This is a genomic window from Cloacibacterium sp. TD35 (assembly GCF_028864635.1).
Classification (GTDB): Bacteria; Bacteroidota; Bacteroidia; order Flavobacteriales; family Weeksellaceae; genus Cloacibacterium.
Window position 1 is genome coordinate 2,251,740 of the sequence record NZ_CP104850.1, and the last position, 13,900, is coordinate 2,265,639.

Annotated in this window: 8 protein-coding genes; 3 read left to right on the forward strand and 5 right to left on the reverse strand. The window is 34.0% G+C overall.

Going from position 1 to position 13,900, the window contains the following annotated elements:
• Nucleotides 1-18: 18 nt before the first annotated feature.
• The 3 genes from N7277_RS10445 to dnaE all read right to left on the reverse strand — a co-directional run bounded on the left by N7277_RS10445 (nucleotide 19) and on the right by dnaE (nucleotide 6,639).
• On the reverse strand, nucleotides 19-1,320 hold the full coding sequence (locus tag N7277_RS10445; protein ID WP_274779488.1) for a TolC family protein: 1,302 nt from the start codon (nucleotides 1,318-1,320) through the stop codon (nucleotides 19-21).
• Complete coding sequence (locus tag N7277_RS10450; RefSeq protein WP_274779489.1) at nucleotides 1,304-1,918, reverse strand: TetR/AcrR family transcriptional regulator; 615 nt, start codon at nucleotides 1,916-1,918, stop codon at nucleotides 1,304-1,306. The genes N7277_RS10445 and N7277_RS10450 overlap by 17 nt, the downstream gene beginning before the upstream one ends.
• A 122-nt stretch (nucleotides 1,919-2,040) precedes the next feature.
• The gene (gene dnaE / locus N7277_RS10455; RefSeq protein ID WP_274779490.1) at nucleotides 2,041-6,639 is read right to left on the reverse strand and encodes a DNA polymerase III subunit alpha; all 4,599 of its coding nucleotides are present in this window, start codon (nucleotides 6,637-6,639) and stop codon (nucleotides 2,041-2,043) included.
• A gap of 103 nt (nucleotides 6,640-6,742) precedes the next feature.
• On the opposite strand from dnaE, the gene N7277_RS10460 reads away from it, so the two are divergent.
• The gene (locus tag N7277_RS10460; protein ID WP_274779491.1) at nucleotides 6,743-8,821 is read left to right on the forward strand and encodes an alpha-ketoacid dehydrogenase subunit alpha/beta; all 2,079 of its coding nucleotides are present in this window, start codon (nucleotides 6,743-6,745) and stop codon (nucleotides 8,819-8,821) included.
• Nucleotides 8,822-8,825: 4 nt separating this feature from the next.
• Nucleotides 8,826-9,401, forward strand: a complete 576-nt coding sequence (locus N7277_RS10465; RefSeq protein ID WP_274779492.1) for a Crp/Fnr family transcriptional regulator — start codon at nucleotides 8,826-8,828, stop codon at nucleotides 9,399-9,401.
• Nucleotides 9,402-9,520: 119 nt separating this feature from the next.
• Here N7277_RS10465 and N7277_RS10470 read toward each other — a convergent pair whose 3' ends face one another.
• On the reverse strand, nucleotides 9,521-10,861 hold the full coding sequence (locus tag N7277_RS10470) for an ammonium transporter (protein ID WP_274780831.1): 1,341 nt from the start codon (nucleotides 10,859-10,861) through the stop codon (nucleotides 9,521-9,523).
• A 708-nt stretch (nucleotides 10,862-11,569) separates the two neighbouring features.
• A complete protein-coding gene (locus tag N7277_RS10475) occupies nucleotides 11,570-11,752 on the reverse strand; it encodes a hypothetical protein (RefSeq protein WP_124878694.1) in 183 nt (60 codons plus the stop codon).
• 1,239 nt (nucleotides 11,753-12,991) lie between these two features.
• On the opposite strand from N7277_RS10475, the gene N7277_RS10480 reads away from it, so the two are divergent.
• A complete protein-coding gene (locus N7277_RS10480) occupies nucleotides 12,992-13,741 on the forward strand; it encodes a hypothetical protein (protein WP_069796752.1) in 750 nt (249 codons plus the stop codon).
• Nucleotides 13,742-13,900: the final 159 nt, after the last annotated feature.

A 13,900-nucleotide genomic window follows, 5' to 3' on the forward strand; every position in this document is an offset into this window, starting at 1 on the left:
AAAATAATTTAATAAAGATTATAGAATTCCTTTTGCTTTGTCTAGTTGAACTTTTGCTTGAATTAATTCTATCGCGGCTTGATAATATTTAGTTTGAGCCTCATACAATTGGTTTTCTGCTTGCGAAAGCTCGAAACTTGTACCCAGACCTTCTTTAAATTTCACATTTTGTTTTCTATAGATTTCAGAAGAAAGTTTTACCAAATCTTCTGCTGTATTATAAGAAGCTAGAGCATTTTCGTAGTCTGTTGCTTTTTGATAATATTCGCTTTGTAGCTGTTTTTCGGTATCTTCTTCATCTAGTTTTGCTTTTACTAAATTTAGTTTTGCCTGTTCTGTTCTCCAATGTCTTTGTAAACCACTGAAAATAGGAACATCTAACTGAACACCCCAAAGTGTAGGATAATTCCATCTTAAATCATCTAAACTACTTCCTAATGCGTTGGCATTTGTAGAAAAGAAGGTTGACAAACTTGGTAAAGCTTTAGATTTTTCTAATTTTAATAACAATTGATTTACTCTTACTTGATTTTGTTTTAGTTTTAAGTCAATGTGATTGCTAAAATCAAAATTATCTCTTCCTATCAATTGCTTATTTCTGTCTAAAATCTCATCAAATGTAGAAGTAAGTTCTAATTTTTCTTCTAAAGGAAATCCAATCAAATATTTTAAACCATTGTTCAGTTTATTTTTAGTTCTTTTAAGATTTTCAATTACTGTAGAAAGGTTTTTATAAGAATATTCTAACTGCTCTACACTTTGTAGTTCTGTAAGACCCGTTTTATAAACTTGTCTTGTATCATTAAGATTTTTCTCTAGAACTCTTTTATTTTCTTCTAAAGTCTTAATATTTTCTTCAGTCGCTAAAACTCCAGCATAAGTCATCATCACTGCTTCTTTGATAGAAATTTCTGTTTTTTCTTCAATTAAAGAAGCGGTTTCCTTATACGTTTTGGCACTTTCTAACCCTACGATGTAAGAACCATTGAAAAGTAGCTGAGAAACTGTAATTCCTGTATTAATATTTTGTTTTTGAGCCATAGGAAACTCGGTAACCTCAGTGCTACCAGGAAAGGTAACAAACATTACAGGAATTTTTATGTAATTGGTATATTTTGCCTGTCCACTTACTTGAGGAAGACCAATACCTACCGTTTCTTTTACTTTTTGCTGAGCAATGGTTTGATCAATTTTTGCTTTTTTTACGTTTACATTATTTTCTAGCGCATAAGAAACTGCCTCGTCTATGGTGAGGTTTTTCTGAGCATACATTTGCGTAGAAAATGCTGTGAGCGCGAAGATTTTAATCCAATTCTTCATACTTTGTTTTTAATTCTTTTAGTCGTTGTTGTCCTTTTTCTGTTACGATGGCGTTTAAATAAAAAAACTTAATTCCTGTGGAAATGTATTTTTTATCATGAATATCTTCAAATAAAGGCGAAACATCTACAGAAAATAATAATGTGGTCAAAAATTTAATAAATAAATCAGTAGGAATATCTGTTCTATAATATCCTAATTCTACTCCTCTTTTGAAATTTTGTTTTAAAATTTCTTCAATTTTGATTGATATCGATTTCTGATGCTGATGAAACACCTCTGGATAATATTTTATCAATTGTAATACAAACGCATTTTTCTCCTGACTTGTTGCATCGTCTATTCTAGTTCCCGAAACAAACATGATTTCTATAGGGCACTGATATTGTTTTCTTACAATTTCTACTTCATCAATCGCCTTGTTAGAAAAATGTTCTAGAACTTCAGTCAGTAATTCTTCTTTGTTTCTATACTTTTGATAAAGGGTTTTCTTTGAAATACAAAACTCTCTTGCAATATCATCCATTGTAAGTGTTTTCGCACCGTGAATGCGAAACATATCAAACAATTTGTCTAATGTAGATCTTGTATCTTTCATAATTTGAGGATGCAAATATACAAACCCGGAAACTAAAAAACAAAAAAAGTTTCCAAGTTTTTATCTATATCGTTTTAGATAAAATCAATCATAAAAAAACCGAGACTAAATCTCGGTTTATATTAATTTAAATAAATTTCAAATTTTCCAAATTCATGAATTTTTTCAAGCAATTGATTATTAATATTAATACTCTGTTGCATCGCTCTAGCTTCTACAAACGTATTGTCTAATGGATTCTGAAGAAAAACATTCAATTTATGTTCTCCTTTTTCAGCCAACAATTGCGTTTTGAAAAATTCTATATCTGTTTTATTTAGTTCATTTACAGGAATAATCAGTGACAGCGATTTTGCATACTTTTCGAAAGCGTCTTTCAAATCCATAATATCTGTAACATTGGTAAAAACTCTTCCTTCGCTTCCTTGTGTGAACTTCATTTTTACAATCACAAATCGGTCTTTTGCAATTTTTTCTCGCAGTTTCATATAATCTCTATCGCCTAATCTGAAACTGTAACTTCCTGTATAATCTTCTAAAGTCAAGAAACAAATCTTTTCTCCAGAATTTTTTCCATCTCGCAAAATCATTTCGGTAATCAAGCCAGAAACCGTGTATTCTCTAGCATTTTCGAACTGTTTTTGTCTTTCTTTCCAATCTTTTGCTGGTTCAAATAGACTTCCTGCAGGAAATAATTGCTCTTTGAACGCATCAATTTCGTCTAAATTCAAGAAATTGAAATTTCCTTTTGGTTCAGCTTTTTTCGCAGAAGATTCTTCTACTAATTCTTCATCTTCTGAAACTTCTAAACTTAAATCCATCACTTCATCTGTCTCTTCATCTAAAATCTTGGCAGACAAATCATTAGGAGCAATTTCTTCTTTTTTATTATCTTCTAAAACGAAATTTTTAGAAAACTCTCCGTTGATAAACTTGTACTGGAACCTATATTCATCTAAAGGATGCGCCGAAAGATAGAACCCGATGATTTCCTTCTCACGATTGAGTTTATGCATATTTTGCCATTCTGCACAAGGCAAAAGTTTTGGTCTTTCTATCTGAACTTCATCTGCAAAATCTGCAAAAAGTGAATTTTCCACTGAGTTTTTATTATCTTGGAAAGATTGTCCGTAACGCAAAAGCTTTTCTATATTGGTTCTTCCTGCATTGTCCACATCGAAATATTGCGCTCTGTGATAAGAATCTAATTCGTCAAAAGCTCCCGCAATCACCAAACTTTCTACCACTCTTTTATTGACTTGCGATGAAGGCATTCTTTCAAAAAAATCATAAATATCTTTGAATCTACCGTTTTGTCTTTCCATATAAATCGCTTCAGAAGGCGCTTCTCCCATTCCTTTAATCGCTCCCAAACCAAATCTGATTTGACCTTTTTCGTTCACCGCAAACTGAAACTGAGATTCATTAACATCTGGCCCTAAAACATCTACCCCAATCGTTCTACAATCTTCCATAAAAAGGGTAATCTGCTTGGTGTTGTTAATGTTATTACTCATCACACTCGCCATATATTCCGCAGGATAATTGGCTTTTAGATAAGCAGTGTGGTACGCAATTAAGGCATAACAAGTGGAGTGAGATTTATTAAAAGCATATTCTGCAAACGCTTCCCAGTCTTTCCAGATTTTATTGAGTTTTACCTCATCCAGATTATTTTTCTTACCGCCTTCTATAAATTTTGGGTACATTTTATCAAGAACATCTTTCTGTTTTTTCCCCATTGCTTTTCTCAACGTATCGGCTTCACCTTTGGTGAAATTCGCCAATTTCTGAGAAAGCAACATTACCTGCTCCTGATAAACCGTAATTCCGTAGGTTTCTTTTAAGTATTCTTCGGTTTCTGGTAAGTCATAAACAATTTCTTCTAATCCGTGTTTTCTGTTGATGAAATTTGGGATGTATTTTATTGGTCCCGGTCTGTACAAAGCGTTCATGGCAATTAAATCTGCAAAAACCGTTGGTTTCAGTTCGCGCATGTATTTTTGCATTCCCGCACTTTCATACTGGAAAATCCCAATGGTTCTTCCTTCTTTAAAAAGTTCGTATGTTTTTTTATCATCTAACGGAATTTCATCAGTATTGATTTCAATTCCGTGACGTTGTTTGATGAGCTTTATCGCATCTTTAATGATGGTTAAAGTTCTTAAACCCAAAAAGTCCATTTTCAACAAACCTGCACTTTCTGCAACAGAGTTATCAAACTGAGAAACCAAAATTCCTGCATCTTTTGCAGCGATAGAAATCGGAACTAAATTCGAAATATCTTCTGGTGTAATAATCACTCCACAAGCGTGAATTCCTGTATTTCTGATACAACCTTCCATTTTTTGCGCCGAAGCCAAAACTTGATGTCTAGAATCATTAGGATTGGCCAAAATAGCCTTCATTTCTTCAGCTAAAGGTTTATCTTCTGGTTTTAACTTTTCTGGTTTGTTTAATGCTTTTGCAATGTTCATTCCCGGAGTTTCAGGAATCAATTTGGCAATCGCATTGGTATCAGGAATCGAAACATCCAGAACTCTTCCTGCATCTTTAATCGCAGATTTTCCTCCCAAAACGGAATAAGTAATAATCTGCGCTACGTTCATTTGTCCATATTTTTCGATCACCCATTTGATAATCGCATCTCTACCTTCATCATCAAAATCGATATCAATATCGGGCATCGAAACACGCTCTGGATTCAAGAAACGCTCAAAGAGCAAATCGTATTTTATGGGGTCTACATTGGTAATTCCGATACAATATGCAACGGCAGATCCTGCCGCAGAACCACGACCAGGCCCAACTGAAACGCCCATTTTACGGGCTTCGTTACAGAAATCCTGAACAATCAAGAAATAACCTGGATAACCTGTATTGGCAATTACTTCTAGCTCAAAATCTAAACGTTCAGCAATTTCTGGCGTGATTTCATCATATTTTTTCTTTGCACCTTCGTAAGTCAGATGTCTTAAATAGGCATTTTCGCCACGTTTTCCGCCGTCTTTTTCGTCTTCTTCACTTTGAAATTCTTCTGGAATATCAAATTTCGGAAGCAAAACATCACGCTTTAAAGTATAAGGTTCAAATTTTTGTAAAAAGTCTGTGTATGCTTCGAAAGCATCAGGAAACTGACGAAAAGTTTGTTTCAATTCTTCTGCATTTTGCACAAAATAATGGTCATTAGCTAAACCTTTTCGTTTCCCAAAACCTTTACCAATTGGCGTAGAAACTCTTTCTCCGTCTTTGATACAGGTAATAATATCTTGAATTTTAGCATCTTCTTTTTTGGTATAAAAAGTTTCATTCTGTGCTAAAATTTTCACATCATGTTTATCGGCTAGTTCTAATAAAACTTCGTTTAAGTGCTCTTCTTCTTCAATGTCATGATTCTGAATTTGCACATAGAAATCGTCTCCAAACTGCTCTTTCCACCAAAGAAAAACTTCCTCTCCTTTTTGTTCCCCGAAATTTAAAATCGCATTTGGAACATCTCCGTAAATACCTGCTGTAACAGCAATAAGATTTTCTTTATATTCGGCAATTTGTTTCTTAGAAATCCTTGGTACACCAGCATAATAACCGTTGGTATAACCTAAACTCGATAGTTTTGCGAGATTTTTATATCCTTGAAAATTTTTCGCCAAAAGAACCATGTTTGTTCTTCTATCTGGATCATCTTTGGTAAATTGTTTTTGCTCTGGTCTTTCTGAAAGATAAAATTCACATCCCAAAACTGGAACCAAAGGTGTTTTAGTAAACTCTTCGCCTTTTTCTTCAGCTTCGGCTTTTTTCTTCTTAATATCTCCATTGTATTTTTCAACTTCGGAAACAAACTTGAAAGCGCCCATCAAATTCCCTAAATCTACCATTCCGACTGCCTTAAAATCGTTTTCGACAGCTACTTTTATCAATTCATTAAAATGAGAAGTAGCGGCAAGTGTAGAATAGATGGTATGATTATGAAAATGGAAATAATCGCCAATTTCTACTTCTTTGGTATCGCCAAAATCTACGGTAGATTTCTTTTTCTTAGAATCTGCAACTTGCCTTCTGATGACAATATCAAAAGGTTTAATCGGCTCACTCCAAATTTTCTGAAAATTTTGGAATTGCTCATCACTCCAAAGCATTTTTTCTGCCGGAATGATGCGCTGTCTCGCCATTTCGAAGAAAATCTGAGCCGTTGCATTTACGTCCGCCGCTGCATTGTGCGCTTCATCAAATTGGTAACCGTATAATTTTTCAAAAAGCTCGCCTAGTTTTGGAGATTTAAATCTTCCTCCTCTTCCTCCTGGCAAAGCACAGAAATCAGTTCCCAACTCCATGGTATCAGCTTTGGGAATTTCTTGAAGATTATTTTCGATTTCTTTTCTAAAAAATTCTGCACCTACAATTTTATAATCAAAATCAATGTTGTGACCAACACCAACTTTTGTTTTCTCTAATGCTTTTTTAAATTCTTCTAAAACCCATGCCAAATCCTTTCCTTCTTCTTTGGCCATTTTGGTAGAAATGCCGTGAATTCTGGTCGCGTTAAAAGGAATATCATAGCCTTCAGGCTTAATGATATAATCCTGATTTTCAATTAATTTTCCTTCGTCATCATGCAATTGCCACGCAATCTGCACCATTCTAGGCCAATTATCTGAATCTGAGATGGGTGCGTTAAAATTTTGGGGTAAACCAGTAGTTTCCGTATCAAAAATCAAGTACATTCTTTAGAAAATTTGCTCAAATTTAATCGAAAAAAAATAAAAATCTATTGAATTTTTTAGAATAATTTCTAGACCAAAGAGAGAATGCTTATATTTGTTTTCTATGGAATCTGACTTTACAACAAAAGAAATTATTTCAAAAGAGATTTTGCTCAAAGCTTATAATCAAATGATGCTGGCAAAATCAATGGCCGATATTTACGAAGAAAACAGAAATATTTGTAAATATGTACATAGTACTTCTAGAGGCCACGAAGCCATACAATTGGCTACTGCTTATCAATTATCCAAAGTAGATTGGGTATCTCCTTATTACAGAGACGAATCTTTATTATTAGGGATAGGCTTCACTCCTTATCAATTAATGCTTCAGTTATTAGCAAAAGCTGAAGACCCTTTTTCAGGAGGTCGTTCTTATTATTCGCATCCATCTAGTAAATTAGAAGGACTTCCAAAAATCATTCACCAGAGTTCTGCTACAGGAATGCAAGCTATTCCAACCACTGGTGTTGCTCAAGGAATCAAATATATTGAAGATTTCAAACTTCAAAATTTTGAAAAAAACCCTGTTGTCATTTGTAGTTTAGGCGATAATTCTGTTACAGAAGGAGAAGTAGCAGAAGCTTTTCAATTTGCAGCACTCCATCAACTCCCCATTATCTTTTTAGTTCAAGATAATGAATGGGGAATCAGCGTAACCAAGGAAGAAGCCAGAACTTCTGATGCTTATGATTATGCAGCTGGATTCGTAGGGCTGAATAGAATGAGAATAGATGGAACTGATTTTGTAGAAAGTTTCATTCAGATGCAAAAAGCGGTAAATTTTGTAAGAGAAGAAAGAAAACCTGTTCTTGTTTGTGCAAAAACGGTATTGATTGGGCATCACACTTCTGGCGTTAGAAGAGAATTTTATCGAGACGAAGCAGATTTAGCCAAACATAGAGCAAAAGACCCAGGAATTATTCTCAAAAAATATTTAAGGGAAGAAGGTTTTAGTGAAGACACCTTATCTCAAATAGAAATTGAGGCCAGAAAACAAATAGAAAAAGACTTTAACAAAGCGATTCTGGCTCCAGATCCAAAACCAGAAACCGTAAAAGAGCATGTATACGCTCCTACTCCTATCACTGAGGAAAAAGGAACCAGAGTTCCTGAAAATGGAGAAAAAATCCCAATGGTAGATGCAGGAATTCATGCTATACAAGAATTGATGCACAAACATCCTGAGGCATTACTTTATGGTCAAGATGTAGGCGGAAGAATCGGGGGTGTTTTCAGGGAAGCGGTAACGCTTCAACAAAAATTTGGGAACAAAAGAGTTTTCAACACAGCAATTCAAGAGGCATACATCATTGGTTCTACTGTAGGAATGAGTGCGGTAGGTCTCAAACCTATTGTAGAAGTACAATTTGCAGATTATATTTATCCGGGAATCAATCAATTGGTAACAGAAGTCTCTAAATCTTGTTACCTTAGTAACGGAAAATACCCTGTTTCTAACATCATTAGAGTCCCTATTGGAGCTTATGGTGGTGGCGGTCCTTATCACAGCGGAAGCGTAGAAACCATGTTGGCTCAAATCAAAGGAATTAAAATCGCTTATCCAAGCAATGCTGCGGATTTCAAAGGTTTGTTTAAAGCTGCTTTTTATGACCCAAATCCTGTCATTTTTTTGGAACACAAAGGTCTTTACTGGAGTAAAGTTCCGGGAACAGAAGACGCTAAAACCGTAGAACCTGCAGAAGATTACATTTTACCTTTCGGGAAAGCCAATATTTTAAAAAATGCCAATGAAGAAGAAATACATAAAGGTAGAACTCTAGTAGTTGTTACTTACGGAATGGGTGTTTATTGGGCTAAAGAAGCCGCTAAAAATTTTGAGGGAAGAGTAGAAATCATAGATTTGAGAACCATTAAACCTATAGATGAAGAATTGGTTTTCGAAAGGGTAAAACTTCACGGGAAATGTATTCTTTTAACAGAAGAAGCATTAAATAATTCAATGATGGAAGCCTTCGGTGCAAGAATTTCTAAAAATTGCTTTAAATATCTTGACGCAGCGGTAGAAATTATGGGTTCGCTAGATTTATCAGCGGTTCCAATCAATTTGATTTTAGAGAAAGAAATGCTTCCAAATGCAGAAAAATTAAGCAATAAAATTAATGAACTTCTCCAAAACTAGTATTATGGATGTACCTGATAATTTTTTAATCGATTTTTTTAAAGACATTCCTAAAACAGACCTTATCAGTCTTTTCGGATTGGTCAATAGAAAGAAAATAAAAAAGAATGAAGTATTTATAGAACAAGGCACATTTTATAATAAGTTTTTCTTTATAAAAAAAGGCTTAGTAAGAGGCTACTACATTAATGATGACGGAGAAGAAAAGACCATTTTCTTTCGTTGGGAAAAAGAATTTGGTGCAGACCCCGAAAGTTTCTTTAATCATAAACCTTCTAAACTAATTTGGTGTGCCACAGAAGAAACAGAAATTTTCGAAATAAATTTTGAAAAATTTGAAGAATTAAGCAAAAGAAACGTTGGCCTATTGAAACTCAGAATAATGGCCAACAAAAGATTACTCAACAGAATGTATGATAGATTAGAAAGCTTCATTTTATACACTCCAGAAGAAAGATTTCAACATTTATTGGAAACCCATCCTGATTTATGCGAAAGAATTCCTGATAAACATTTAGCATCATTTTTGGGGATTACCCCAGTTTCTCTTAGCAGAATTAAAAAAAGATTAGAAAATTAACAAATGTTAATTTTTATTTTAAAATAAAGATATAATTTTGCAGAAAGGAGAAACACAAATGACTGAAAAAACAATCCTTTACAAGAAAGCCTTCTGTTATAGCAGAAGGCTTTCTTATTTTATATAGATTCATTGTGTTGAGAAATATCCAAGCCTAATTCTTCCGATTTTTCATCTACTCGAAGCGGAATAATATAATCTGTGATTTTATAAATAACCAAGGCTCCAAAAAAGGTAAAAGCAGAAACCAAAAGCAATGCCGCCATATGATGAGCAAAAACACCTATTCCACCATGTAACAAGCTAGCGCTTTCTCCGTGAGCAAAAACTGCAGTAAGTATCATCCCCATAATTCCACCAATACCATGACATGCAAAAACATCTAAAGTGTCATCTACGCTTTTCAGCTTTTTCCAATTCACAAAAACATTAGAAACAATTGCAGAAATGAAACCGATAAATACACTTTCTGCAATACTTACATAACCACAACCTGGCGTAATCGCTACCAATCCTACCACCGCTCCAATACAAGCTCCCAATGCTGAAATCTTTCTTCCATTTATTCTATCGAAAAATATCCAAGTCATCATCGCTGAAGCAGAAGCAATAGTTGTAGTTCCAAAAGCCATCGCTGCAGTTGCATTGGCAGCTAAAGCTGAACCCGAATTAAACCCGAACCAACCAAACCATAACATTCCTGTTCCTAAAATAACATACGTAATATTGGAAGGTTCATGGTGGTCATTTTTTCTTTTCCCAATCATCAAAGCACCTGCTAAAGCTGCAAAACCAGCACTCATATGTACAACAGTACCACCTGCAAAATCTTTAATCCCGAAGAATTTCACTAGAAAACCGTCTCCGCTCCATACCATATGAGCTAAAGGTGCATAAATGAACAGTGAAAACAGTACGATAAATAAAAGGTAACTTACAAATCTTACTCTCTCTGCAAAACTTCCTGTGATAATGGCAGGAGTAATCACTGCAAATTTCATTTGGAACAATGCAAAAAGGATAAAAGGAACTGTAGGAGCCATTTTAGAATGTGGCAAAACACCTACTTGGTTAAAAAAAGTATAACTAAAAGGATTGCCTATGATTCCGTAATGTTCTTTGCCAATATAAAATCCGAGAGAATCTCCGAAAGAGAGCGAAAAACCAACCACTACCCAAACCAAACTAATAACTCCCAGTGCAATAAAACTCTGCAACATGGTAGAAATTACATTTTTTTTGCCCACCATTCCGCCATAGAAGAAAGATAAACCCGGCGTCATGAGAAGTACTAAACCCGATGAAGCCAATAACCATGCAATATCTGCTCCTACTAAATTATTTTCTTCTAAAAAAACTCCCGAACTAGCATCTGGCAACTGAGTTGGCCAGAATAAACTTACCATTGCTACTATCGCTGTAATGATAAAAGCAATAACCCAACGTTTTTCTACTTTCAATAACATATTTTTCTGTTTTAACCCCTACAAATGTAAACATTTTATTTAAAAAAAATATGTTTTTTGAATAACAACCCCTATATTTTTATATAAATTTTTAATAATTATACATTTATAATTCAATACACCCCTATAATAATATCACAAGAAAAATATTTTTCTTTATAAAAAGATTCTTGGCTTCGCTTCGTTCAGAATGACAGGGGTCTATGAAACGGATTATTTTTATCACAAAGTTCACAAAGTATTGGTGAAATAATTTCGTTTTTAAGTTCTCAAAGGAACATCATAGATGTTCTATGAAGTACACAGGTTTTTCTATTTACACTTTTAGAAAATCTTTTTCTTTATAAAAAGATTCTTGGCTTTTCTGCGCTTCGTTCAGAACGACAGAGGTCTATGAAGCGGCTTATTTTTATCACAAAATTCACTAAGTATTGGTGAAATAATTTCGTTTTTAAGTTCTCTAAGGAACATCATAAATGTTCTATGAAGTACACAGGTTTTTCTATTTACACTTTTAGAAAATCTTTCTCTTCATAAAGAGATTCTTCACTATGCTGCGCTTCGTTCAGAATGACAAGGTTATGTTTTGTAATTATGGATTATAAATCTATGAGTATAGAATAATGTCTGCATAAAAAAGCCACAGCACTTCCTGTAAAGAAAGCGTTGTGGCTTTGTGAATAGCATCTAATAGAAAGAAGGTTAATGGTCTTTAGAAAAAATCTTTCTAATATCATCGGCGTTTATGCCAAGATATGCACCTACTTCTTCTACGGTTACTTTCTGATGCTTGAGTTTTCTCTTGGATTTTCTTATTTCCCTCAAGATTCTTCTGCAATGCCCGATACTGTAATCAGTAATTGCTTGAACGTCATTAGCGTTCATAATCAATTTTACTTTCATTGTGCTCTACATGGTTATTAAGCTCTATTATTAAGATAATACAGCAGTTGATATTCCGTGAAAACAGATAAGAAAATAAAATAGTCTAAATGCTAAGGAGTAAGCAAGAAATAAAACGAAATAGTAGAGAGGGATTTATAGTTAGTGTTTTTCATAATTAAATTTTTCATTTATAATATATGTCTGTAGACATAAAAGGTTTTAAGGATTATGTATCACCTGCTCTTTGTTGTACACATTTTTCTACAACGGGTAGTATAAATTATTAAGTTTTATAAAAATAAATTAGTGCATAATCTTTTCCGTGCATAGGTATTTTAGAATACTTGCACGATTTATTAAAAATCTACAATTTGTTTTATTTCCGTTACCTCAAAGAACTTATACTACAGTACATTCTCTACTGTTCTTTCAAAGGTAAAAAGAAAAATCTAAAATATGGCGATGTATTTTTCCACAATTACATAGAAGCCTCATGAATAAAGGGTTTTATAAAAAAACACATAAAACACATCCCTGCATGTCTCGTTGAAAATCTCTGAAAACGCCCATAAACACTGGACTAAACAACAAAATAACCTCTAATTCCGTTTATTAAACCACTGTTTAAACTACCATTTAAACCCTCATGGATAAAGGGTTTTATTAAAATAAGCCATCCTCTACCCTTAAACAAATAAAAATCATTTTGTTGCTTCCATTTTTATCAGTAAATACGTCTTCTCTGTCTTAACTAAGAATGCTTACTTCTGCATTGTTTTAGACTTAGAAAACCTTCATTCTACAAAAAAGCTCTTCTCCTAATAAGCAAAATATAAAACTTTCCTTTTTAACCGATATAGAAACTAACTCTATCACTCTATGAAAATCATATTATTTTTTTAAACATCTGACACGAGATTGACACGGGATTGACACGGGACTGACACGGGACTGACACGAGACTAGAATAAGGAAGAATTGAAGTGTTTTTTAAATAGCCTATTGTCTTGTTAGGTTATGAGACAAAACAGACTTAAACGAACATTTTGAAACAAAACGAACTATAAGTTTTTATCTGCACAAAATGCACTCATTAGAATAAAAAGAATCAAAAAAAACAAAGACGAACCAAACGAAACATGGCATTTGGAGAGGGTTTATTGCTTATCTATCTTTGTGGAGTAATGCATTGGCCAATGGTTACCCAAATCATTTATTAACACCCAAAAAACAAGTATTATGGCAAGAGAAATGTCCATTTTAAAACTTCGAGGGAAACTCGATGGAATGAGTTTCTACAAGAACTCAGAAGGCCACTTTGTAAGAGCGAAAGGTGGCGTAGAACGCAACAGAATCATGAATGACCCTAACTATGAAAGAACGAGGGAAAACATGAGTGAATTTGGCACTATTGCCAGTAGTGGTAAATTACTAAGAAACAGTATTTCTATACTGATGAATCGTGCAAAAGATACCAGAACCAGCAATAGAATTGTAAGTCTGATGTCTACTATAAAAAATTTAGACAACCAATCTCTAAGAGGACAACGCAAAGTTGCTGAGGGGATAAAAAGCGTAGAAGGAAAAAGAGTTTTAGAAGGTTTTGATTTTAATAAAAACTCACCTCTTGGCATTTTATTTAAAGCTCCCTACACGCTAGACGTAGAGGCTGGCAGTGTAAATATAGCCCTTTTTAATCCTAAAGAGCATTTATTACTCCCTGAGTATGCAACACATGTTTCCTTGAGCATCGCTTGTGCGAGTTTAGATTTTGAACTGCAACAATCTGAAGTAGCGTATAGTGAAGTGCATACCATAGCGATAGATGCAGATGCCGCCCCTCTGGAAATAGGATTAGAAAATCTTCCTACCCTAGAAGGAACTTTATTTTACCTATTATTGGTAGAACTGATGCAGGAAATAAATGGGCAATTGTATCCTTTGAAAAATGGTACTTACAATGCGCTGAATCTTATTAAGGTAGTATAACCTATCTGTAAGATTTTTCATAACGAATTAAATAAAATGAATTAAGCAGACCTATGGTCTGCTTTTTTTGTGAGATCACAACTTTATTTTCCCTGCGTTCTACAAGCTCAGGAACTGGGCTTCGTGAACTACGTTCGCAGACCTTTGGTCTGTGCTCAG